The sequence below is a fragment of the Pseudomonas sp. GW821-FHT03E01 genome, assembly GCF_059420765.1.
Genome location: NZ_JBWKUI010000012.1, coordinates 162,235 through 186,563, shown reverse-complemented (window position 1 = coordinate 186,563; position 24,329 = coordinate 162,235). Strand labels below are relative to the sequence as shown.

The following is a 24,329-nucleotide window of genomic DNA, read 5'->3' as shown; positions in this document are numbered from 1 at the left end:
TTGCCCCTGAATACCAAAGGACGGCAATTGGCATGAGCTGCGTCAACGATTTGCATGATCTATCGGCGGTGCAACTGTTGGTGTTGTTCGCCAGCAAGGAACTGTCACCGCTGGAATACTACGACCATTTGCTGGCCCACATCGAGCGCTGGGAACCCCATCTTAATGCCTTGTACGCCTTTGACCCGCAACGGGTCCGGGAACAGGCGGCTGCCGCCAGCGAGCGCTGGAGCCGGGGCCAACCCCGTGGTCTGCTCGATGGTTTACCCGTGACACTCAAGGAGTTGATAGCGACGCAAGGCGACTGCATTCCCCTGGGCTGCGCCGCGACCGAGCTGATCCCGGCCACAGCCGACGCACCACCGGCGGCGCGGATGCGTGAGGCCGGAGCGATAGTCCTGGGCAAGACAACGGTTCCGGACTACGGGATGTTGTCGTCGGGGCTGTCGAGTTTCCACGGAGTGACACGTAATCCCTGGAACCTGGCGAACAATCCCGGAGGCTCCAGTGCCGGCGCGGCGGCGGCAGCAGCGGCCGGCTATGGGCCGCTGCATGTCGGCACCGACATCGGTGGGTCGGTCCGTTTGCCCGCAGCCTGGTGCGCCCTGGTGGGATTCAAGCCGACACTCGGGCGCATCCCCATCGACCCCTATTACACCGGCCGTTGTGCCGGCCCCATGACCCGCAGCATGGATGACTGTGCGCTGATGATGCGCTACCTGTCCCGCCCCGATGCGCGGGATGCCACCAGCCTGCTACCGGAACAAGGCGATTGGGCCCTGGGACAGTTGTCGGTCCAAGGGCTGAAAATCGGTCTGATGCTCGATCCCGGCTGTGGCATTCAACCAGACGAACAGGTGTGCTCGGCGGTTCGGGAAGCGGCTCGCCTATTCGAAAGCAGGGGCGCCCAGGTACGTCAGATCAAGCCACTGATGGACCGCGCCGTGCTCCAGGGCCTGGATCAATTCTGGCAGGCGCGACAGTGGAGTCAGTTGCAGGCCCTGAGCCCCGAACGGTTCGATCAGGTCTTGCCCTACATTCGCGACTGGGCGGCAGCGGCCGAGAACCTGAGCGCCGTGCAGGCGGTTGAGGGGTTCAACCAGACGTTCGAAATCCGGCGCCGGGCAGCCGAGGTCTTTCATAATGTCGACCTGGTGTTGTCGCCGACCAACCAGGTCAGTGCCTTTGCGGCTGAATGGGCCTCGCCCACCAATGACCCGCGCCTGCCGTTCGAGCACATCGTCTTCACTGTGCCGTGGAACATGGGCGAGCAGCCAGCCCTGTCAATCAACTGCGGCTTTACCGACCAAGGCATGCCGATCGGCCTGCAGATGATCGCTCCGCGCTTCGCAGACCAGTGGTTGCTTCGGCTCGGCAAGACCTATGAAAACTGGCGCGGCACGATTCGCCACTGGCCCAGCCCGCCGTCTCGCCTGTGGGAGCGTGGCTTGCCCGCGAAGAACGATAACGCGTAATCGCTGAAACACCGCGGTGCATTCTTCGCGGGCAAGCCTCGCTCCCACAGGATTTTTGTCGCTCAAATTTCTTCACTGACAGCATTAGCGACGTGCGCCTGATTTGTTCCTCTAGAGACTTATCGAAATGGATTTTCGTGTACTTCTGATGGCCGGCATTGCCGTCGGCAGCCCTTTGATTGTAACGGCGGATGAAACACCGACCACTCAAGCCCAGGCCCCGGGTTTTGTCGACGGCAGTCATTTGGGGCTGAACTTGCGCCATTACTATGCCAACCAACACACCCGACGTTCTACCTACCTGGGGATCAAGAAAGAAGATGGCCTGGAGCGGACCCGCATCCGTGAAACCTGGGTGCAAACCGCGATGCTCAACTACAGCTCCGGATATACCCAAGGGGCGGTCGGCTTCGGGCTGGACGCTTCATTGTTCAGCGCCATCAACCTGGAGCGCGGACATGGGCGTGTCGCCAATGGTGGCGATCGGGTGCTGGTGGACAGCGATGGCGATGCGCTACCGACCTGGAGCCGTTTGGGTGTCGGTGATCTGCGGCTGCGTTTTTCCAGCACAGAAATCAAGGCCGGTCGCTTGCTCACCGACAACCCGATTCTGCGTTACAAGGACAATCGCGCCCTGCCCTCGAGCTTTCAGGGCGTAGGCCTGTTCAGCAACGAACTCGATTGGCTGTCATTGCAGGCCGGCAGCTTCGAACGGGCGATTCCACGTACCGGTACCGGCAGCGAAAAACTCACCACCACCTTCGGTAACCGGGCGTATTCGGGGTCGCGTATTTCCTACCTCGGAGGAATGGCCAAAACCCCTTACGGTCTGGACGTCAGCCTCTACACCTCACGCTTCGAGGACATGTGGCAGCAGACCTATCTGGGATTGACCCAGTTGATCGGGGATCGGCGCGAGATTGCGCTCAAGACTGCACTGAATTACTACCACACCGAGGATCAGGGCGAGCAGCGCCTGGGCTACATCGACAATGACGCCTTCAGCCTGGCGTTCACCGCATCGCACCGGGCCCACAGCCTGACTCTGGCCTGGCAGCAGGTGTTTGGCGACGAGTATTTCGATTACGTCTGGGAGTCCACGGGCAATTACATGGCCAACTCGTTGTACTCGGACTACAACGGACCGAACGAGAAGTCCTGGCAACTGCGCTACGACCTGGATCTGGCGTCTTTAGGGGTACCGGGCCTGACGACCAGTCTGTGGCACGCAAAAGGCTGGGACATCGACGGCACCCATTACAGCGGCGACCGTAACGGGCGCAATACCGGTTACAACGTGCGGGGTCTGGACAATGCCAAACACGATGAAAACGGTTTAACGGTGGCGTACGTGGTGCAATCCGGAGCACTGAAAAACGCGGTGTTTCGCACCATTGTCTACAACCATCGGGCCACGGGCGGGCAGATCGACGGTAGCTACGACGAGGTCCGCCTGGTGGCGAATCTGCCGATGTGGATTTTTTGAGGCGGGCTTTTTGGGCCGAACAGAATCATCGGCCCCACTTGCGAAACACTGTGGAAGCTTAGCGAGCTCGCCGGTCCCCACAGTGGAGGGATGTTGGTTCAGACTTTTTTGGTTCTTGGCAGAAAGATCGCCAACACCCCAAACAGCGGCAAGAACGAACACAGGAAGTACACATACTCGATGCCGCGAATATCCGCCAGATGCCCGAGTAGCGCCGCACCAATTCCGCCAAAACCAAACATCAGGCCGAAGAACACTCCGGCAATCATCCCGACATTTCCCGGCACCAGTTCTTGCGCATACACCACGATGGCCGAGAACGCCGAGGCCAGAATGAAACCGATCACCACACTCAACACACTGGTCCAGAACAGGTCCACATGGGGCAGCAGCAGCGTGAACGGCGCCACACCGAGGATCGAGAACCAGATCACTGCCTTGCGCCCGATCCTGTCACCGATCGGCCCGCCGAAGAAGGTCCCCGCCGCTACCGCACCGAGAAACAGGAACAGATGCAGCTGCGAACTAGCCACCGACAGGTCAAATTTCTCGATCAGGTAGAACGTGAAGTAACTGGTGAGACTGGCCATGTAGAAATACTTGGAGAACACCAGCAACCCCAGTACCACCAACGCACTGATCACCCGGCCTTTTGATAAACCGTGCGTCGCTGCCTGACCTTGTTTGAGTTTGAACAGGTTCAAGTGATTGGCGTACCAGCGGCTGATCCGGTACAGCACGAACAACGCAAACAGTGCGAACACGCCGAACCAGGCCACATTGCCCTGACCATAGGGAATGATGATCGCCGCCGCCAACAACGGCCCGAAGGCCGAGCCCGCATTACCGCCGACCTGAAACGTCGATTGCGCCAGGCCGAAGCGCCCGCCCGAGGCCAGTCGCGCGACGCGTGAAGCTTCCGGGTGAAAAGTCGACGAGCCGATGCCGATCAACCCTGCTGCCAGCAAAATCATCGGAAAGTTGCCGACTACCGACATCATCAAAATGCCGATCAATGTGCAGACAGTGCCGGCCGGCAACAGCCAGGGCTTGGGATGGCGATCCGTGTGGTAACCCACCCACGGCTGCAACAACGAGGCCGTCAACTGAAAAGTCAGGGTAATCAGGCCGACTTGGGTGAAGGTCAGGCCATAGTTGGCCTTGAGCATCGGATAGATCGACGGCAGCACCGCCTGAATCAGGTCGTTGATCAAGTGCGCCAGCGCCACCGCGCCGATGATGCGCATGACCAGCGGACTGCTTTGTGAAGGAGCGGGCGTCGATGTCGCGGCGGACTGAGCGTTGCTGATGGCCATGAGAGTTTCCGTACTGCGGATGGGTGCGCACAGGCAGGTCGGTCAATGTGCCATTTTTCGGTGCAGTCGCGCCATCCCCTTAGCTTGCTAACGACCTCAAAAAAGGTGATAGCGCAAAGCCATGGTCTGAATCTTGCCTTGCTTATCCGCTTCAACGCGGCCCCTTACAAAGGGGACCGAGAATGGGAAGTTTCGCTACAGAGTCGGCCTACAGAGCGGACCAAGGTGAACTTTCGAGGCCTTTTAGAAGGACATCAGTCGCGGTCGCCATGGCCTCGACGCACGCCAATGGTGCGTGGTGTCCAGAGGAGTCATGGGGCATGCAGGCTTTTTTATCACCGGGGATCGGGCTGCTGGGGCGTTTCGGCTTCGCGCGCAAATTTCAGCTGCTGTTTCTGCTGTTTATCCTGCCGCTGGCAGGCAGCTTGTGGATGATCGGCCAGGACTATCGTGACAAGTTGAGCCTGATCGCCGGCGAACGCGCCGGGGTCCGGCAATTGATTGCCCTGGATGCGCTCGACAACTTGCTCGCCGCCCAGCGTGACCGCGCCGCGCGCTGGCGCGCCACCGAAACCAATCGCCAGCCGACACCTGCAACTATCGCGGCGATGGCAGCGTTCGACACGGTTCAGCCGGCCGTGGCCCAAGCAATCACAGACTTGGGCAATGCCTTGAAAACCGAAGGCGCCGAGGGCGAGACCCTCACCCGCTATCAAGCCCTGCAAAGCGCCCTCACCGGCCTGGATTCGAAAAGCCTGAGCAGCGTTGGATGGTGGCCGGACGGCTATGATCGCTTCACCAATGCCTTGAGCGCCCTGCAAGCCTTGCGCGAACAAATCGCCATGGACAATCGCCTGACCCTCGCGCCATGGCTGGAAACTTATCTGCTGACGCAGATTTCCACTCAACACGCACCGGACCTGATCGAACGGGTCGGTCGCCTCGCCGCGGTTGGTCAAGCTTCGGTGGTGTCCGGGCAGTTCACTCTGCAAAGCCGCCTGCAATTGCGCGACTTGCGCAGCCGCATCGGCGATGCTCGGGAACAGCTGGTGAAAACTGGTAGCCTGCTGGAAGCCCGCTTGCCCAGCGCCCTGCAAACCTGGGCCGGGCAGTACCATGACAGCCTCAAGCAGCTGGATACCGGTTTGAAAGTGCTGGACGACGGCGTCTTCGGTGGCAGCATCAACCTCAAGCCCGAAGACTTCGAACGCAGTCTCGACGCCCTCCTCGGTAACCTTGCCTCGTTGCGCCAGCAATCGTTGGTTTCTCTGGATCAACGGCTGGATTATTACCACGGCTCGGCCATCCGCCAGTTCATCCTGGTGGCGACGATTTTTGGCTGCCTGCTATTAGCCGCGCTGTACCTGTTCATCTGTTTACAGGCCTCGATCCGTCGCAGCGCCAGCGGCATCACACTGCTGGCCGAAGCTCTGCGCGACGGCAACCTGAGCCTGCAAGTACCGGTTCAGGGGCGCGACGAACTAGCGGCGATCAGCACCTCGCTTAACGTCGCCGTGGTGCAACTGCGCAACAGTTTGCTGGGAGTCGATCACGAAACCCTGCAGTTGAGCAACGCGGTGCGCACCCTCAACGATCACTCCAGCGGTGCCCTTGGCGAAGTCGAAGCCCAGCAGTTGCAGATCAGCCAGATCGCCGCCGCGGCCACGCAATTGGCCGCGACCTCCCAAGGGGTCGCCCAGAGTTGCGAACAGGCGTCTGGCAGCGCTCAGCACACCCAGCGCATCGCCGCCGATAGCAGCCGTGACAGCCAGCGTACGACAGCGAGTATTCAGCAACTCAATCAGCGGTTGAATGACACGGCGGCGGCACTGGGTCGGGTCAGCGAGCAAGGGCAGCAGATTCAATTGGTGGTCGATACCATTCGCGGCGTGGCCGAGCAGACCAACCTGCTGGCCCTCAACGCCGCCATCGAGGCCGCACGGGCTGGCGAGCAAGGTCGCGGCTTTGCGGTGGTGGCCGATGAAGTGCGCAGCCTGTCGCAACGCACCCAGTCCTCCACCGCGCAGATCGCCGGCACCGTCGACAGCCTGCGCAGCACCGTGAACGAAGCGGTAAGCCTGATGGAAGCCGCCTGCGGCCAGGCGCAATCGGATGCGCAAGCCGTCACCGGTCTCGGCGAACGCCTGGGGGAAATCGCCAGCGCGGTGCAAAGCGTCACCGACACCCTGGCACAAATCGCCACTGCCGTCGAAGAGCAAGCGAGTACTGCTGATGAAGTCAGCGGCAACATCCAGCAAGTCGATCAGGCGGCGGTACGCTTGCTCGAAGGCGCGCGGGCGGTGAACCTCGCCGCGGACACCTTGAGCCAGGGTAGCAAGGCCTTGAGTGCGAATACCGGGAGATTTCAGCTCGGTTGATGCCCTCCCCTGACCCGTTTTTTCGGGTCAGCGGGATAAGCGGTTGAAAGTGTGGAGAAATATTTTAGATTTACGCTTGACGCATCGTCGTTCCAGGTGAATAATGCGCGCCACTTGGCTACATAGCTCAGTTGGTTAGAGCATAGCATTCATAATGCTGGGGTCCGGGGTTCAAGTCCCTGTGTAGCCACCAAGTACTAAAAACGGCTTACCGAAAGGTAGGCCGTTTTTTTATGCCTCGAGAAAAGTGGCGGGCGCCCCCCCTGATTTGCGTAGCACTCCTTCGACCGATAAAGTCCCTGGACCTTTTATCCCATGGACGGAGTGCCTCGCGTGTTCTCAGCCTTCCACTTGAACCGCTATCGCCTGTCAGCCTTTTCGCTGATCGCCACCGCTTTAACCCTCGCCGCGTGTAACGCCCCGCCCTCTTCGCCTTCGGTCTCGACCTTGCCGGTCGCGCCGGAAATCACCTCTGGTTATCGCACCGACCTGCAGACGCGGCACGCCTCCAGACACATGGCCGCTGCCGCCAACCCGTTGGCGGCCGAAGCCGGACGGGAGATGCTACGCGAGGGTGGCTCGGCGATTGATGCGGCCATTGCCATGCAAGCGGTGTTGACGCTGGTCGAACCGCAATCGTCGGGCATCGGCGGTGGCGCGTTGATCGTGCTGTGGGATGGCAAGGCCGTGCGCACCTACGACGGTCGCGAAACCGCACCGGCTGGCGCCACCGAGAAACTGTTCCTGCAAGCCGACGGCAAACCGATGCCTTTCACTCAGGCGCAGATCGGCGGGCGCTCGGTGGGTACGCCGGGTGTGTTGCGGGCGTTGGAGCTGGCCCATCAAAAGCACGGTCGGCTGCCGTGGGCGAGGTTGTTCGAGCCCGCGATCAAACTCGCCGAGCAAGGTTTCGCCATCTCGCCACGACTGCATCAGTTGATCGCGGCCGACGCGTTTATCCAGCGCTCACCGGACATGGCCGCCTACTTTCTGACTGCCGATGGTCACCCGAAAGCCGTCGGTACACAGCTGAAAAACCCGGCACTCGCCGCAGTGTTCAAGCGCATCGCCAAGGAAGGTCCCGACGCGCTGTACACAGGGCCGATCGCAAAAGAAATCGTCGCCAAGGTTCAGGGCCATACCAACCCCGGTAGCCTGTCACTGAACGATCTCCAGGGCTACAAGGCCAAGGAACGCGCGCCGCTGTGCACCGACTACAAACGCTGGAAAGTGTGCGGCATGCCGCCGCCGTCATCGGGCGGAATCGCCGTGGCGCAAATCCTCGGCACCTTGCAGGCCCTGGAAACCCGCGACCCACGCTTTGCCCTGGCACCACTCAAACCGGTCAAGACCAACAAACCGGCGGGCATAGAGCCAGCCCCTGAAGCCGTACACCTGATCGCCGAAGCCGAGCGCCTGGCTTATGCCGATCGTGCGCAGTACGTTGCCGACACCGACTTCGTACCCGTGCCGGTCAAAGGGCTGGTCGACCCGACTTACCTGGCCAGCCGCGCCGCCTTGATAGGTGATCGCAGCATGGGCCAGGCCAAACCCGGCACCCCGCCGGGCATTCAGGTCGCCTACGCGCCGGACCGCTCGCCGCTGCGCATCTCCACCTCGCAGGTGGTGGCAGTCGATGACGAGGGCGATGCCGTGTCCATGACCACCACCGTGGAAGCGGCATTCGGCTCACACTTGATGGTCCAGGGTTTTCTGCTCAACAACCAGATGACCGACTTTTCGTTCATCCCCGAAGAGCAAGGGCAAAAAGTCGCCAACCGCGTCGAACCCGGCAAACGCCCGCGCTCGTCCATGGCACCAACGCTGATCTTCGACCGCCAGAGCGGCGAGTTCCTGGCCACCGTCGGCTCCCCTGGCGGCTCGCAGATCATCGAGTACGTAGCCAAATCCACCATTGGCCTGCTCGACTGGAACCTCGACCCACAGGCCGCCATTAACCTGCCCAATTTCGGCAGCCGCAACGGCCCGACCGAACTGGAACAGGGTCAGTTCAGCCCGGCACTGATTCAGGCACTGAAGGACAAAGGGCACAGCGTGGGCGAGATCGACATGACTAGCGGGACTCAGGCGATTGTTCGAGTCAAGGATGCGCAGGGGAAAGCCGCGTTGGCCGGCGGGGCCGATCCACGGCGTGAGGGGGAAGCGTTGGGGGATTGAGTCTTACGCAGGAATGAGGAAAGGCTTACCGGGAGGTAGGCCTTTTTGAGGACTACCCGCGCCGGATAGATAGCATCAAGTCGATAATTGGTTGGCAAACTGCCCGACTGCGTTCACCACTTTCTGCGCACCGTCCTGGATCTCGACGATCACCGTGCCCGCCTCCGCCGCCAGCGCCAGACCTTGTTCAGCCTGGAGCTTGCCGTCAGTCATGAGCGCCACGGCGTTGCGCGCCATGTCCTGGTTCTGACGCACGACGCCGACAATTTCATCGGTCGCCTGACTGGTGCGCGAGGCTAATTGCCGGACTTCGTCCGCCACCACGGCAAACCCACGTCCCTGTTCACCGGCACGAGCCGCTTCGATGGCCGCGTTGAGCGCCAGCAGGTTGGTCTGCTCGGCGATGCCGCTGATGGTTTTGACGATGGTGCCGATCACCAGCGATTGCTCGTTCAGTGCTTCGATACCTTCGCCAGCGGTTTGCATGTGTTTGGCCAGGTCACGCATCACGTCTACAGCTTGGGTCACCACGGCAGTTCCGCGCTGTGCACTCTGGTCGGTTTGCTGAGAAGTGCTGTAGGCAATGTTGGCCGCCTCCGCGACAGCCTGCTCCTGATGCACCTGATCGGTAACCACCGTGGCGAACTTCACCACTTTGTAGAGCTTGTTGTTGGCATCGAGCACCGGGTTGTAGGAAGCCTCCAGCCAGACCACGCGACCGTGGCTATCGACACGCTTGAAACGATCAGCGACGAACTCGCCAGCGTTCAGACGGCGCCAGAAGTTCTGATACTCAGCGCTGTTGTATTCCTCTGGCTCACAGAAGATGCGGTGATGTTTACCTTGGATCTGCGCCAGGCTGTAACCCATGCCACTGAGGAAACGCTCGTTGGCCATCAGCACGTTGCCATTGAGGTCGAACTCGATCACTGCCGTCGAACGCACCAGCGCGCCAATCAGGTTTTCATGCTCACGGGACGCCTCGATGGTACGGGTCAGGTCGCTGGAGTAAATCGAGAAGTTCTTGATACGGCCGTCCGAGGAGCGCACCGGCTGCATGATCGAACGCAACCAGGCTTCGGCACCGTTGCCGCGTAGCAAACGGACCGCGCCGGCAAAGTGCTCACCACGGGTCAGCGCGGCCTTGAAACGGTTATGGAATTCATCCGATTTCACATGGACCGGAACAAGGTCTTCGATGTGCCGGCCGATCAGATCATTGCTTTTGTAGAGCATCTCACTGACGAAGTTTTGGTTGACCGATTGAATTCGCCCATCGGAGTCAAGAGTCAGGACCAGCATCTCGCTTTCCAGACTCTCCTTGACTTGCAGAAGGCTGGAGAGTTCTTCGCGAAGAGCCGACAGCTCCTGCTTCAAGCGTTTATTGAACATGGGAAGCACCGATGGACAGAGATAAAAAGCGGCTTACAGCCTAGCCATCGGCTTTGCAGGTATTTTCTGAAGAGTGTTGCAGGGTTGTCCTACAAAAATAGTCGCGGCACAAACAGCCTCATGCCGCGCCAGCCACCGAACAGCGCCCGACTCGCGGCATTCGCGCACCGAAATACACCGCGCTGCTGATGCCCACGGCCCCCATCACCGCGCAGAAGATCACACAAATCCACGGACTCCATGGCATCAGACCGATCAACAGCAGCGGTGTGACACTCGCCCAGGCGGCGTAGGCAATGTTGTAGGTGAAGGAAATCCACCGTGCGCAGCGGCAGTTCGACAGCGGCCTCGCGCTGGGCCTGCATCGCCATGAACACCGGGGTTTCGCTGAGCCAGCGGCGCAGCCAGACACCGATCACGCCAAACACACCGCCCAGCAGAAACGGGTAACGCCAGGCGTAATCGAGGATTTGCGCCGAGGTGAACGCCTGAGCCAGAAAAGTCGCCGTCAAGGCGCCGATCAGGTAACCGAAGGTCAGCCCCGCTTGCAGGAAACCGAGGGCATAACCGCGATGTCCGACCGGCGCGTGCTCAGCGACGAACACCCAGGCACTCGGCACCTCACCACCCACCGCCGCGCCTTGCAGGACCTTCAGGGCCAACAGCAACAGTGGTGCGAAATAGCCGATCTGGGCGTAGGTCGGCATGATCCCGATCAGCAAGCACGGCAACGCCATCATCAGAATGCTCAGGCTGAACACCTTCTTGCGTCCCAACCGGTCAGCGAAATGCGCCATCAGGATCCCGCCCAACGGACGCGCGAGGTAACCCGTGACGAAGATCCCGAAGCTTTGCAGCAGACGCAGCCACTCGGGCATTTCCGGCGGGAAGAACAGCTGGCTGAGGGTCAGCGCGAAGAATACGAAAATAATGAAGTCGTAGATTTCCAGCGCACCGCCCAAGGCTGCAAGCCCCAGGGTCTTGTAGTCCGAGCGAGTGAAGGGCGCCGGGCGCGCATTGATGTTGGCAGTCATGTAAAAGAACTCTGGCAGGCAAAAAACCAAAGCGCCCACGGTCTACGCAAATGCGCTTGTGGACAACCCGTTAGACCATAGTCCCAAACGCCCCAAACAGCGTCCCCGCAACGGGCCGATTGATTTACTGTTGGCACCGACCGGATGGGCCATTGCGCCCTGAACCCCACAATAAACATAAAAACGAGGTACTCCCGTGGCCGCTGATATCGAAGATAGCCGCTATGCGCGCTTTGCCCTGCATTGTTCAAACTTTGCCGAACGCTGGTTTCCCGACTCCTGGGTATTCGCCGCGCTGGCAGTGATCATCGTCGCTGTGGCGACCATAGCCATGGGCGCCAAACCCACCGACGCCGCCATGGCCTTCGGTGACGGTTTCTGGAGCCTGATTCCGTTCACCATGCAGATGGCATTCGTGGTGATCGGCGGTTACGTGGTCGCCAGTTCGCCACCGGCGGTGAAACTGATCGACCGCCTGGCACGGGTCCCGAAAAACGGCCGTTCCGCCGTGGCCTGGGTGGCGCTGATTTCCATGGTCGCGTCGTTGCTGAACTGGGGGCTGTCACTGGTATTCGGCGGGCTGCTGGTACGTGCCCTCGCCCGCCGTACCGATCTGAAAATGGATTACCGAGCCGCCGGTGCCGCCGCCTATCTTGGTCTGGGCGCGGTCTGGGCCTTGGGTCTGTCGTCGTCCGCGGCACAATTGCAAGCCAACCCCGCCAGTTTGCCGCCATCGATTCTGTCGATCACGGGCGTCATTCCCTTCACTCAAACGATCTTTCTCTGGCAGTCGGGTGTGCTGTTGCTGGCACTGACCGTGGTCTCACTAATCGTTGCCTACGCCACCGCGCCCGGCCCCGCGACAGCCCGTGACGCCAAAGCCTGCGGTATCGATCCGGGTTTCAGTCTGCCGGCGCCAGCACCGCGTACCCGCCCTGGTGAATGGCTGGAATACAGCCCGCTGCTGACGATTCTGCTGGCATTGCTGGCGGCCGGATGGCTGTTCCATGAGTTTGCGACCAAACCGGCGATCAGCGCGATTTCCGGACTGAACACCTACAACTTCCTGTTCCTGATGCTCGGCGCGCTGCTGCACTGGCGCCCCCGCAGCTTCCTCGATGCGGTGGCCCGTGCGGTGCCGACCACCACCGGCGTGCTGATCCAGTTCCCGCTGTACGGCTCGATCGCCGCCCTGATGACGGTGGTCAAGGGCACCGACGGACAATCATTGGCCCACCACATCTCGACCTTTTTCGTACAAATTGCATCCCACGACACCTACGCCCTGTTGATGGGCGTGTACTCGGCTATCCTCGGTTTCTTCATCCCGTCCGGTGGTGGCAAATGGATCATTGAAGCGCCGTATGTCATGCAAGTGGCCAACGACCTGAACTATCACCTGGGCTGGGCCGTGCAGATCTACAACGCCGCCGAAGCCCTACCGAACCTGATCAACCCGTTCTACATGCTGCCGCTACTGGGCGTGCTCGGGTTGAAGGCCCGGGATCTGATCGGGTTTTCGTTCGTGCAGCTGCTGGTGCACACGCCACTGGTGCTGTTTCTGCTGTGGGCGCTAGGGACGACGCTTACGTATATGGCGCCGGTGATGCCTTGACGCCGACCTTCAATCCACCACCAATCCAGTGTGGAAGCGGGCTGCTTCCACACTGGCGACTTATTGTTTTCACAAACGTAACCCCTCTGTCACACCTCGCTGCTAGCGTCCCGCCGAAACATATTGAAACAACTTAGCAAGACGGAACTCGCCATGAACGATGAAGAAAACCGCAACGACGCCTCTTCCCCGCAAACAGATACGCCCACCGACACCAGTCGCCGCCGCTTCCTGGGTGGCGTGGCGGTACTCGGTGTCGGCGCGACCCTCAGCGCTTGTGGCAGTCATGGCGATGAGTCGGATAAACCGCTCGAACGCCTGCTTTCACCTGTCGAATTGGACAAAGCCCTACGCGACCAGGTGAAAACCGTAGTGGTGATCTACGCCGAGAACCGTAGTTTCAATAACCTGTTCGGCGACTTCCCTGGCGTCGAGAAACCGCTCTCGGGCCTCAAGCCCGTCGAATATCAGCAGCGCGATCGCGATGGCAGCCTGTTGCAGACCCTGCCGCCAGTCTGGGGCGGCGTGCTGCAGATCGGCCCGCAAACCCTCGATGGCGTGACTTACCCCAGCGCAACCCAGTTCCAGGAACACCTGCCTAACGCGCCCTTTGCCCTCAAAGGTCCGAACGCAGAAGACTTGCCGTTCGGTCTGGTGACGCGCGACCTGTGGCATGCGTTCTATCAGAACCAGATGCAGATCAACGGTGGCAAAAATGACGGCTTTGTCGCCTGGGGCGACTCCGGTGGCCTGCCCATGGGGCATTACGCCCAGAGTCGATATTCCCTGCGGTTGTGGGACGTTGCCCAAGAATTTGTGCTCTGCGATAACTTTTTCCAGGGGGCTTTCGGCGGCTCGTTTCTCAACCATCAATACCTGATCAGCGCCACCGCGCCGTTCTATCCGGACGCCGTCAACTCGGTGGCCAAGACACAAATCGCCACGCTGCAAAGCGATGATCCGGCCGATCCACGCCTCAAGCCCCTGGAACAATCCCCAGCCAGCGCCATGACCGGCCCACCCCAATTCGGCCCCAGCGCGCTGACGCCGGACGGCTATGGGGTCAACACGCTCGCTCCGCCGTACTGGCCGACCTGGATTCGCGACCCGGAGCGTCCTGCGTACGCCAAACCAGACCTGCCGAACGTCATGGTCCCCCAGACCCACGAGCACATAGGCGACAAGCTCTCGAAGAAAAACATCGACTGGGCCTGGTATGCCGGAGGTTGGCAGGCGACGCTGGATCAGTACAAGGACTCTGGCGGTATTCCGAAAATCCCGAACTTCCAGTACCACCACCAACCGTTCAACTACTTCAAGCAGCAGGGGCCGGAAAACCCGCTGGAGCGCGGTAAACGTCTACGGGATGCGGGGTTGGGCGATGAATCGAATACCAACAAGTTCTTTGCCGATGCCGAGGCGGGCAAGCTGCCGGCGGTGAGTTTCTATAAACCCCAGGGCAACCTGAACATGCACGCCGGTTACGCCGATGTAGCGTCCGGCGACCGGCACATCGTCCGCGCCCTGAAAGTGCTGCGGGAAAGCCCGCAGTGGAAAAACATGGTGGTCGTGGTCACGGTCGATGAGAACGGCGGTTGGTGGGATCACGTCGCACCGCCCAAGGGCGACCGCTGGGGACCGGGCTCGCGGGTACCGACGCTGGTAGTTTCGCCGTTTGCGCGCAAGGGCATGGTGGATCACACGGTCTATGACACTGGCTCGATTCTGCGGTTGATCACCCGGGTGTTTCAGCTTGAAAAGCTCGATGGCCTCAGGCAGCGGGACGATGCAATGATTGCCCGTGGCCAGAAACCCATGGGCGATTTGAGCAATACACTGCACTTTGCCTGATGAAAAAGGGGCTCTGACTGGCGCTCTTTTCACTTGTGTACTAGACCGTTCGACACAACTAGTTCCAGTATGTACCCGCCCCACCTCCGAGGGCTCACGCTGAAAAGGATCTGAGCATGTTCAAACTCGCAGGATTCACCCTCGCCGCGCTCACCCTGAGCGCCGCCGCTCACGCCGATGTCGATCTGAATCTGGGCAGTACCGAGCGCGTTACCCGGCTGTTCGCCTACCCCAACAACTGTAATGTCATCTGCTTCCGCAACTGGACACTGGAGCAGACCGTCGAGCATTACCTGACCCAAAGCGTACAGCGCGATGGCTACAAGACCGCAAAAGTGCTGGTCAAAACCGAAAACAAGCAGCTTCACGCCCATATCAGCGGTGTGCCCAAAGGCTATGACAAGCCACTGACCGCACTGCTCAATGCTGGGGATTTGGCCTACAACGGTGCCAACAAGCTGAGTGCCGATGGCAAATGGACCTATAACTGGTACCTGTTCCTGCCGCTGGGCATGGCGCTGGAAAACCGCAAAAGCGTCGAACTGCTGCACTTCCCGCCAGATTATTCCCTGACCCAGGCCCAGGACTATCTGGAGTCCAAGACCACCGACCGCTGGGCCGCGCTGCTGACCGCCAACAACATTCCCGCCGACCAGACGCCGGCCTATCAGACCATCATCGACATCGCGCCGATTGCCGCGCCGTCCACCGCCGGCAAGGATCTGGAAGGCGTCTACAACTACTTCACGGACTACCAGACCACCATGGTCAAGGAAGTCAGCCAGAATGCCAAAGGTGCAGCATTGCCAATGGTCGCCTTTGGTTCACCGGTGCGTAACTGGATCAAGCAACAATACGGGCAGACCGTAGAAATATTGGGCCTGGCAACCATCAGCCCGAGCAAGGGGGTGACGGTACCCGTACTGGGTTCCAACCACCCGAGCTACATCTGGTACGCCGCCGACCCCGAAGCCTATAGCGGCGACGATGCGCAGGCCAAGGCCGACGCCGCGGGGCTGAAAGTCATGGGGCAGGATTTGAGTGCCGCGTGCTGGCAGGCCGGAATGGGCAGCAAACCGGGCACTGACCCTACCGCTCAGCTGAAAAGCTGCACTCAGACCTGGCAAGTGACCCAGAAAGAAAAAACCTGCGAACTGTTCTACACCTCGATTCGCAACCTGACGCCTGAGCAAGCGGTGGCCAAATGCTCGACAGCGCCGGTCAAATCCGAGCTGAAACAGCTGCAGACCCCGGCCCTTATGACCTCCGCATCTGCCCCACACTTGTAAAACGAAGGAAGTCTTTCCCGCGTGAGCCATGGCTGACGCGGGAAAGAGCTTTTCTCGACTGTCATATCTGACAGTAGACCGGTTATCTCATTTGCGAGAGGCTTGTGTCGTATCCACGTGCTACAGAGCTGACAGGATGTCAGCAGACGGAGGTCGTAGCACCCAACTGACAAGGATTGTTATGAGACGCCATGCCGAACAAGGACTACCACCGCCGTCATCAAATGGCATCTATCCGTTTGTAGAGTTGCCCCTTCGCCTTGGATTCCCCTCCAAAGACGACTTTGAAATCATCCATAACGCTCAGGGCTCGGCAATGGCGGTCGCGGCACTGCGCGAGTTCCCCCGCATCAGCCGAATCTGCCGTGTTTCCGGACATCTATTGCCCTATCGCTGCCGACACACCCGGCAGTTGGCGCCGGGAATCCATGTCTACGATCCGTGCTTCAGTGGTCTGCTGAGTCACTCCTGCGACCCCAACGTCTTTCTCGATATGAGCGAGCTGTGGTTATGGGCGCTCAAAGACATCAAAAAGGGTGACCGACTGACGATGGATTTCGCCGCGACAGAAGACAAGCTGCTGCGGCAGTTCGCCTGCCGCTGCGGTTGTCCTTGCTGCCGTGGCTGGATCATCGGCTACGACGAGTCACCGAATGCCAATGGTGAACAGTTCTTTCAACACTGGCGTCGGCGAAGTCTCGGCTGAAAGGCTTTTACAACGCCTCGACCGGGCGCAAACGGTACTGCGGCGGCAACTGCTCGAAACCACTGATGGTGGCGTTCAGGCTCTTCCAGCGACCGTCCTTGATGCCATAGATGCAGCCGTGGATCGACAGGCTCTGCCCGCGGTGCCAGGCATTTTGCACAATGCTGGTGTGACCGACGTTGGCCACCTGCTGGATCACATTGAGCTCACAGAGGCGGTCGACCCGCTCTTCTTCGGTGGGCAACTTGGCCAGTTCGTCGCGTTTTTCATAGTAGAGATCACGAATCGAGCGCAACCAGCCGTCGATCAGGCCCAACTGACGATCCTGCATCGAGGCGCGTACACCGCCGCAGCCGTAGTGGCCGGTCACCAGGATGTGTTTGACCTTGAGTACATCCACCGCATACTGAATCACCGACAGGCAGTTGAGGTCGGTGTGCAGCACCACGTTGGCCACGTTGCGGTGCACGAACAGATCACCCGGCAGCATGCCGACGATTTCGTTGGCTGGCACGCGTGCGTCTGAACAGCCGATCCACAGGTATTCCGGGGTTTGCTGACGGGCTAGCTTGGCAAAAAAATCAGGATCTTCGCGGGTGATCGCATCAGCCCAGCGTTCGTTGTTATCAATCAGATCTTGTAAGTCGTTCATGCAATGAAGCCTCGAGAATGATGCACTGCTTTGACAGACAACCGCCCGTCGGGGTCACGCACGAGATGCAGATCCCCCTGATGTCCTGATGTATGTAGCGGCTAGCCGGCGCTCCCTGCCCGCGGGAATTCTCGGCAGTCCAGTGGGTCAATTGTAGTAGGGCCTACAGTATGAGGAATAGCCATGACTGATTCACGACGTCCGTTCGATAAGGAGCCACCCGAGCCCATCGACGACGATGAAGACCGCATGGGCTCGGTGCATGAGCTGGATTTCGACGAGGAAGAGCCCGGCACCAGAATCGGCGACCTGGCACCTGAACACGAGCATACACAGCAGATGCCCGACGCACGCGTCCGTAAACCCCGCATGACTGGGGGCTCGACCAATGACAATGACGCCACCGACGATGACTTGACCCCGGAAACCCTGATCCGTGAAGACGGCGCACGGGATGCCCACGAAGCGGGTGAAGACGGCCAGGCGGATTGGGATCTGAGCATTGTCGACGGGGACGATATCGGTGGGGGCGATGGGCTGGATGAAGCGGAACTGGCCCGGCAGGATCCATTGGACGGCAAGCCTTGATCGTTGACGTCCGTGCAGACGCCTTCGCGGGCGAAGCTTGCCCGCGAAGCCTTTAGAAACGATCAATCAACCAAGGTGCAGGCCATCACCACGGCATCTTCTCGCCCGCCAACCGCCGGGTAGTAATCCCGCCGACGTCCGATCTCGTTAAACCCATACCGCTCATACAACCGAAATGCCGCCCGGTTGCTGTCACGCACTTCCAGAAAACATTCCCGCGCCTCAGCTTTGTAGGCAATCGACATCAAATGCTCCAGCAGCGTCAAGCCCAGGCCGCGGCCCTGATTTTCCGGTTTGACGGTGATGTTCAGCAGATGCGCCTCATCAAGGATGATCTGCACTACGCCATGACCGACCTGCTGCTGCCCTTCGAACATCAGCCAGATCTGGTACTTGCCCAGGCCATCGAGAAAAATCCCGCGAGTCCAGGGATGGCTGTAGGCTGCGTATTCGATTTTCAGTACAGCGTCCAGGTCCGCCTCGGTCATCGGGCGGAACGATACAGCGTCACTCATTCGATTCTTTCCAACGCGCCATCAGCCGACGCATGGCTTGCCAGACATCAGCCTTACGCTGTGGCTCTTCCATTAATAACTCCAGGCCCGGCAAGGCCCAGACCGACCCCAGGCCTTCGACCTGAAGTTCACGGTTGAAGGATTCGGCGTTGGCCTCACCGGCAAAACGCACCGCCGGCAGGCCGATCAGCCACAGACAGACGCACGGTGCGTCTTCCAGGCGGGCCGACAGAAAACCTTGTACGAAATCCCGAGCCGCTTCCGGCCCTTGGTCCATTGTGCCGCGAGCCAGCAGCGGCCAGCGCACCGGCTCGCCGACGATCTGCGGGCTGTCCGGCAGGCCGGCGGCGCGCAGCATGTCTTTGAGCAACAGATAAGCGGGGTCGCGGGTCTGGAAAGTTTCGCCTGTGGGTAACTCCACCAGCAACAGGCAGCGACCGGCTCGCAGCAATTGCAGAGCGAAACGCGGCGGCGGCACTGGCGCAGCCTTGGCGACGAGCGGTACCTCTTCGCTCTCTTGCGTCGCTTTGCTTGCTGGTTTTCCAGCCGATGGCGTCGGCCGTGGCACCTCGATTTTCACCCGCTCGGCCGGTTTGGCCGCGGGTTCCACGGGCGTCTGCGCCACCGGAGCAGGTGCAACCGGGGCGACGACCGCTGGCTCGGGCATCTCCAGCAGTTCGGGCCGCGATGGCGCAGCAAAGGGCAATTCGGTGCGCGGCAGCCAGTTGACCACCTGCATGGCGGTCAAATAAGCGCGGCGACGGGACTCGATAAGCAAAGGTCGGCCACTTGTGGATAACTAAAGTGCGGTGATTCTACCGCCCTTCGCTCAAGATCGCCCACGCTTGATCGATAGACTTCACCGATAGAAGAAGCGACAGCCCATCCCCAGAGTGAATCGACACGGCTGCGATGAAGTACAATCGCGGCTTTTAATTGCCAACCAGCCGGCCATTCCGATGATCGAACCCAAGCGCGTCTTGCGCGCCCTCGCTGAACACTGGGCACTTCTGGAGCCACTGTGCGAGCACTTCGACCAAGGCACCCTGAGCCTCAACGAACTGCGTTCACAGTTGGCCGCCCAGCAACTGGACAGCACACCGCAGGACATCACCAGCCTGCTGGACGTGTGGATTCGCCTCGACATTCTGGTTCCCGTGGCGAAAAGCCCGAACCGTTTCGAGCTCAACGCGCAGATCCATGACTTCCTCGCTTACCTGCGCCGTGAGCACCGTCTGGGCCTGTGCCTGGAAATCGAAGCCTATCTGCGCCACCTCGAACGCCTGGCCGGTTACATCCAGGACGCCTTCGACATTCGCGACGGCAACGATCTGGCGCGCCAGTTGCGCCTGCTCGACATGCGCGTGCGGGACGTGCTGAAGAAACTCGCCAACGACGAACAGGCCTTGGTGGCCGTCGCCGAACGGGCCAAGACCAGCGACCGGCAGATTCCGCTGCGTCAGCGTTATGCTGAAGTGCTGGCGACCTGGGACGAATACGTCGAACCGATGATTCAGCTGGTGAATGCCGACGGCGCCTTCGAACAAGGCGTGCGCAAGGTTGAGAACGTGTTGTTGCGCATGCTCACCGAACAGCAGCGCCTCGGCCATCTGGTCGACGACGACATGCTGCTGCGCACCCACGCGCGCATCCTCGAAATGCAGACCAGCGCCCAGTTGACCCTGCGTCACGCCCGCGAGCTGCTGCTGCCGCTGCGCGAAGAAGCCCGCCGGCACAACGCCGTGACCCGTGGCGCAGCCCTGGCGTTGTCGGCCATTCGTCGTAAAGGCATCGATGCGGTGCCGCAAGCCGCGATGCCGCTGTTCACCCGCCCGCAAAGCACCTTCCTCGGCAGTGCCAGCCAAGTCGAAGCCTATGTCTACGCCCTGGCCCGTTTCGAGCCGAAACCGGCGCGTTTCCCCAAGGCCCATAAGACCCAGAAAGGCGAAGCCCCGCGCGCGCCACGCACGGTTCGGGAAATGCTCGAACGTTGTGAAGATGCCCTGCCGATGCCGGACCTGATGAGCTGGCTGCTGGAGCAGGAGCCGGACGGCGCCACCGACGAATTGCTCTATTGGTTCTCGCGCCTGTCGCGGGAAAAACGCTTCAAGCGCGAGCGTCTGGAACGCCGCGACTACCACACTCACGAGCACCAGGTCAGCCTGCGCTCCTTCGCCCTGCTCTCGGCCCGCGACACCGCCGCCGAGGATTCTGCGAGCACCCCACATGCATCTTGATCTAAACGAACTGTCCCAGCTGGCGCCGATCTTTCGCGAGCTGTTCAAGGGCTACCACGTCAGCCGCCGCGACCCGGAGCTGTACGCCCAACTGTCGAACTTCCAGGACCAGTACCGCACCCTGTTCAAGGCGCTGGGCTTTGAACTGGTGTGCGACACCCGTGGTTTCTATTACTTCGTGCCCGACCTGGCTGCGGCAGCGGTAAACAAGACGGCGCAACGTCTGGCGCTGTTCACCTTCATCCTCGTCGAACACCTGGCCGACCAGGGCCGCGACCCGATCGCCGTGCTCGACGGTGGCAGCCTCGGTCGCGATGAATTGCCATCGTTGCTGGAAAAGTACCGCGACCTGTTTATCCAGGCCGAAGTGCAGACCGTCGAAGAACTCGAAGAAAAAATCATGCGCCGCATGACCCAGCTCGGATTCGCCGGCGAAGAAAACGGTGTCTACCGTTTCCTGCCGCCGATGCACCGCTTCCTCGATGTCTGCCTGTCGGTCCAGCAAGACCGCGACCTGGCCGCCAGCCTGCACAGCGTGCTGCCGTTGCCGGCGCCGGTGCTGATCGACGAAGACAGCGACGAAAAACTGCTGCAGACCGACGACCCGCTCGATCTCACCGAGTTTGAAGAAGAGAGCGAAGAAGACGCCCTGGCCCGCGCCATTGCCGAAGAACAGGAGACCGACGCATGAGCAAGGAACGCTACGGCATTCGCCGCTTTGCCCTTTTGAACACCGCCGGTTACAGCCTCGGCCTGTTCCCGCTGGAAGAGCCGCTGTCGGTCTACGGCGCGAACAACCTTGGTAAGTCCGCCTCGATCAACGCCTTGCAGTTCCCGATTCTGGCGCGCATGTCGGACATGAGTTTCGGCAAGTACAGCCTGGAACAATCGCGGCGTTTCTACTTCGCCTCGGACACCAGTTACATCCTCGTCGAAGTCTCCCTGCCCCACGGCCCGCACGTGATTGGCGTGGTCGGTCGCGGCCCGGGTGGTGGTTTCGGTCACCAGTTCTTTGCCTACGCCGGCAAACTCGACCTGGCTCATTATCAGAAAGACGACACCTGCCTGCGGCAGAAAGAGCTGTTCACCAATCTTGAGCGCGAAGGCCTGAAAGCCTACGAACTCAAGCCGGATGAACTGCGTCGTTTGCTGGTGGGCGGCCACACCTCGATTCCGCTCGACCTGACGCTGATCCCGCTGCGCTCCACCAGTGAGCAGAGCCTGAAGACCTTCCGCGCCCTGTTCATCAACCTGCTGCACATGCGTGAAATCACCGCGGCCAAGCTCAAGCAGCTGTTCCTCGATGCCTTCGAACACAGCCTGCGTTCCGGCAGTGTCGATTACATCGCCGCGTGCGAAGAAGCGTTCCGCGATGTCCGCCGCATGGAGCAGGACTACAACTCGCTGGTCGCGGCCGGTCCCTTGGTCGAAGCCTTGGCCAACGGCGTGAAACAGCGGGATATCCTGCGCGGCAAACTGCATCGCCTGTCGCCGCTGCTCGATTCCCTGCTCGGCACCTGGTCGGACTACGCCAGTGCGCGCAAGGAAGAACTGACGATTCAGGCCGAGCACTACCGCAACGAGCAGGACGCCCTGCAAAACGATCAACGCGGTGGCACTCAAGAGCTGATGCGCCTGGAGCGGGAAATCACCGGCATCCAGCGCTGGCTCGGCGAATTGTCGGTGCTCAAGCATCGCTTCGCCCTGGTCGATGACGTCAAAGTCCTCGAACAGCAATTGCTCGCCGCCAAGGACGCGCACGATGAACTGGCCGGTGCGCTGGCCCAGTCGCGGCAGTTTTCGGCCGAAGACCTGGAAGAGCGTCTGCGGGATCTGGAAAAACGCCTGAAATCGGTGAAGCAACAACTCGATCACGCTGACAACAACAGCTATGCCCGTCTGCGCGAAGAGTTCTCGCAGCAGGACGTCGAGCGCCTGATGCGGCTGTTCAACAGCGCGCTGTTCAGCCTGCCGTTGGGCGAACACGGCATTGCGCTGGATGAGGACGGTGAATGGGTCAAATCCATGGAGCTGATCCTCGATGGCTTCAAAGGCGAGCGCTTCGAAGTGCCGGGCCTGTCCATCGACCTGTCGCACATCGAGCCGCCAGCCCTGCAAGCGCTGGCTGACCGTGCGGCACTGCGCGATCAGAAAGAGCGTCTGGACAAAGAACTCAAGCAACTGAAAACCCAGCAAGCCGTAGCAGCCGACCGTGCGGCCAGCAAGACCCAGACCGAAGCGCTGTACCAGCAAGTGCTGGATGCGCAGAAAGCCCTGGAAGACTTCCGCCGCGCGCAAACCCTGAGCGCCGAAGAAGGCGACAAGCTTGAGCAATTGGCGCAGATGGAAGCCGCCCAGGACGAGTTGAAACGCTCCAGCGATGCCTTCACCGAACGCGTCCAGCAACTGTCGGCCAAGCTGCAATTGGTCGGCCGGCAGATCGGTGACATGGAAGCCAAGCAACGCACCCTCGACGATGCCCTGCGCCGCCGTCAGCTGTTGCCGGCCGACCTGCCGTTCGGCACACCGTTCATGGACCCGGTCGACGATTCCATGGACAACCTGCTGCCATTGCTCAATGACTATCAGGACAGCTGGCAAGGCCTGCTGCGGGCCGACGGGCAGATCGACGCGCTCTACGCGCAGGTTCGCCTCAAGGGCGTGGCCAAGTTCGACAGCGAAGACGATATGGAACGTCGCCTGCAACTGCTGATCAACGCGTACGCACACCGTACCGATGAAGCCCTGACCCTCGGCAAGGCGCGTCGCGCGGCGGTTACCGACATCGCCCGGACCCTGCGCAACATCCGCAGCGACTACGACAGCCTCGAACATCAACTGGCGCTGTTCAACCGCGAGATCAACAAACGTCAGGTCTCCAACCTGCAGAGCTTCCGTATCGTGCTCGCGCCGAACAAGGAAGCGCTCAAGCACATTGACCAGATCATCCACAGCGCCGGTCAGTACGAAGAAGGCGAAACCCTCTCCGTCTTCGATCTGAGCCAAAGCGCCGAGCAGGACAACAAGAACGAAGAAGCCAAGGAATACCTGGCACGGCTGGTGGCAGCGAACCACAACCAGCTCGGTCTCAAGGATCTGTTCGAACTGGCGTTCGAGATCACCAAGGTCAATGGCCAACCGGTGATCCACACCGACATCGACGGCGCGGCGTCCAACGGCACCACCATGACCATCAAGGCGCTGACCAACATGTACTTGTTGCTGCACTTGATGGACCGCGACCAGGCTGGTCGCGTGCGCCTGCCGTACTACCTCGACGAGGCGGCGGACATCGACGAGAAGAACCAGGCAGCGCTGTTGGAAACCAGCCTGCAGCTGGGCTTCGTGCCGATCCTGGCGAGTGTGAAGCCGCAAGTCTGCGCCAGCGTCGCCATCGACCTGGAAGGCGGCAGCGGCCCGAACGGTATCTACATCGACGAGGCGGACTGGAAGTTCATCCGTCGTCACGATGAAGTGAAAGCAACCGTTAACATCCAGGCGGACGAACCGGAGCTGGATGCGGTCTGACGCCTGAATCGAAGCCAATGAAAAGGCCGCGATCCAATATGGATCGCGGCCTTTTTATTTATGGGTACATTCTTGAAACCTTCAGTCAG

General features: G+C 60.5%; 16 protein-coding genes, 1 tRNA gene and 3 pseudogenes. 13 read left to right on the top strand and 7 right to left on the bottom strand.

Annotation, left to right across the window (positions count from 1 at the left end):
* Positions 1-32 precede the first annotated feature (32 nt).
* A complete protein-coding gene (locus AC07VO_RS20920; protein WP_086946014.1) occupies positions 33-1,475 on the top strand; it encodes an amidase in 1,443 nt (480 codons plus the stop codon).
* 148 nt (positions 1,476-1,623) lie between these two features.
* Positions 1,624-2,961 carry an OprD family outer membrane porin gene (locus AC07VO_RS20915; protein ID WP_370741152.1) on the top strand — a complete coding sequence of 446 codons (1,338 nt, stop codon included), beginning with the start codon at positions 1,624-1,626 and terminating at the stop codon, positions 2,959-2,961.
* A gap of 98 nt (positions 2,962-3,059) precedes the next feature.
* On the opposite strand, the gene AC07VO_RS20910 is transcribed toward AC07VO_RS20915, so the two are convergent.
* On the bottom strand, positions 3,060-4,277 hold the full coding sequence (locus AC07VO_RS20910; RefSeq protein WP_018929546.1) for an MFS transporter: 1,218 nt from the start codon (positions 4,275-4,277) through the stop codon (positions 3,060-3,062).
* Positions 4,278-4,597: 320 nt separating this feature from the next.
* On the opposite strand from AC07VO_RS20910, the gene AC07VO_RS20905 reads away from it, so the two are divergent.
* The 3 genes from AC07VO_RS20905 to ggt all read left to right on the top strand — a co-directional run bounded on the left by AC07VO_RS20905 (position 4,598) and on the right by ggt (position 8,833).
* Complete coding sequence (locus AC07VO_RS20905) at positions 4,598-6,655, top strand: methyl-accepting chemotaxis protein (protein WP_192351623.1); 2,058 nt, start codon at positions 4,598-4,600, stop codon at positions 6,653-6,655.
* Between the two features lie 116 nt (positions 6,656-6,771).
* Positions 6,772-6,848, top strand: a tRNA-Met gene (locus AC07VO_RS20900).
* A 140-nt stretch (positions 6,849-6,988) separates the two neighbouring features.
* A complete protein-coding gene (gene ggt / locus AC07VO_RS20895; RefSeq protein ID WP_086946011.1) occupies positions 6,989-8,833 on the top strand; it encodes a gamma-glutamyltransferase in 1,845 nt (614 codons plus the stop codon).
* 75 nt (positions 8,834-8,908) lie between these two features.
* Here ggt and AC07VO_RS20890 read toward each other — a convergent pair.
* From AC07VO_RS20890 to AC07VO_RS20880, 3 pseudogenes are all read right to left on the bottom strand, one after another.
* Positions 8,909-9,346 (bottom strand): annotated as a pseudogene (locus AC07VO_RS20890) (methyl-accepting chemotaxis protein); the annotation flags it as partial.
* Between the two features lie 102 nt (positions 9,347-9,448).
* Positions 9,449-10,135, bottom strand: a pseudogene (locus AC07VO_RS20885) (PAS domain-containing protein); the annotation flags it as partial.
* A 208-nt stretch (positions 10,136-10,343) separates the two neighbouring features.
* A pseudogene (locus tag AC07VO_RS20880) lies at positions 10,344-11,259 on the bottom strand (MFS transporter).
* 196 nt (positions 11,260-11,455) lie between these two features.
* Here AC07VO_RS20880 and AC07VO_RS20875 point away from each other — a divergent pair.
* The 4 genes from AC07VO_RS20875 to AC07VO_RS20860 all read left to right on the top strand — a co-directional run bounded on the left by AC07VO_RS20875 (position 11,456) and on the right by AC07VO_RS20860 (position 16,720).
* Entirely contained in the window at positions 11,456-12,874 is a 1,419-nt protein-coding gene (locus AC07VO_RS20875) for a short-chain fatty acid transporter (protein WP_018929542.1), read from the top strand.
* A gap of 153 nt (positions 12,875-13,027) precedes the next feature.
* A complete protein-coding gene (locus AC07VO_RS20870; RefSeq protein WP_086946009.1) occupies positions 13,028-14,725 on the top strand; it encodes an acid phosphatase in 1,698 nt (565 codons plus the stop codon).
* A gap of 116 nt (positions 14,726-14,841) precedes the next feature.
* Positions 14,842-16,014, top strand: coding sequence for a hypothetical protein (locus AC07VO_RS20865; protein ID WP_018929540.1), 1,173 nt, complete (start codon positions 14,842-14,844; stop codon positions 16,012-16,014).
* A 181-nt stretch (positions 16,015-16,195) separates the two neighbouring features.
* On the top strand, positions 16,196-16,720 hold the full coding sequence (locus AC07VO_RS20860; protein ID WP_026286676.1) for an SET domain-containing protein-lysine N-methyltransferase: 525 nt from the start codon (positions 16,196-16,198) through the stop codon (positions 16,718-16,720).
* A gap of 7 nt (positions 16,721-16,727) precedes the next feature.
* Here AC07VO_RS20860 and can read toward each other — a convergent pair whose 3' ends face one another.
* Positions 16,728-17,372, bottom strand: a complete 645-nt coding sequence (can, locus tag AC07VO_RS20855; RefSeq protein ID WP_007939732.1) for a carbonate dehydratase — start codon at positions 17,370-17,372, stop codon at positions 16,728-16,730.
* Between the two features lie 183 nt (positions 17,373-17,555).
* On the opposite strand from can, the gene AC07VO_RS20850 reads away from it, so the two are divergent.
* A complete protein-coding gene (locus AC07VO_RS20850) occupies positions 17,556-17,960 on the top strand; it encodes a serine kinase/phosphatase (RefSeq protein WP_192351625.1) in 405 nt (134 codons plus the stop codon).
* 62 nt (positions 17,961-18,022) lie between these two features.
* Here the strand turns inward: AC07VO_RS20850 and rimI are convergent, their stop codons facing one another.
* Positions 18,023-18,475, bottom strand: coding sequence for a ribosomal protein S18-alanine N-acetyltransferase (gene rimI / locus AC07VO_RS20845; protein ID WP_018929537.1), 453 nt, complete (start codon positions 18,473-18,475; stop codon positions 18,023-18,025).
* The gene (locus AC07VO_RS20840; protein WP_064616162.1) at positions 18,468-19,214 is read right to left on the bottom strand and encodes a hypothetical protein; all 747 of its coding nucleotides are present in this window, start codon (positions 19,212-19,214) and stop codon (positions 18,468-18,470) included. Before AC07VO_RS20840 ends, rimI begins: the two co-directional genes overlap by 8 nt.
* A 220-nt stretch (positions 19,215-19,434) precedes the next feature.
* Here AC07VO_RS20840 and mksB point away from each other — a divergent pair, with 220 nt between their 5' ends.
* Genes mksB through mksF form a run of 3 tightly spaced genes read left to right on the top strand, consistent with a single transcriptional unit; the run spans position 19,435 to position 24,240 of the window.
* Complete coding sequence (mksB, locus tag AC07VO_RS20835) at positions 19,435-20,712, top strand: Mks condensin complex protein MksB (protein ID WP_026286675.1); 1,278 nt, start codon at positions 19,435-19,437, stop codon at positions 20,710-20,712.
* Entirely contained in the window at positions 20,702-21,403 is a 702-nt protein-coding gene (gene mksE, locus AC07VO_RS20830; protein WP_018929534.1) for an Mks condensin complex protein MksE, read from the top strand. The genes mksB and mksE overlap by 11 nt, the downstream gene beginning before the upstream one ends.
* The gene (gene mksF / locus AC07VO_RS20825) at positions 21,400-24,240 is read left to right on the top strand and encodes an Mks condensin complex protein MksF (RefSeq protein WP_018929533.1); all 2,841 of its coding nucleotides are present in this window, start codon (positions 21,400-21,402) and stop codon (positions 24,238-24,240) included. The genes mksE and mksF overlap by 4 nt, the downstream gene beginning before the upstream one ends.
* Positions 24,241-24,329: the final 89 nt, after the last annotated feature.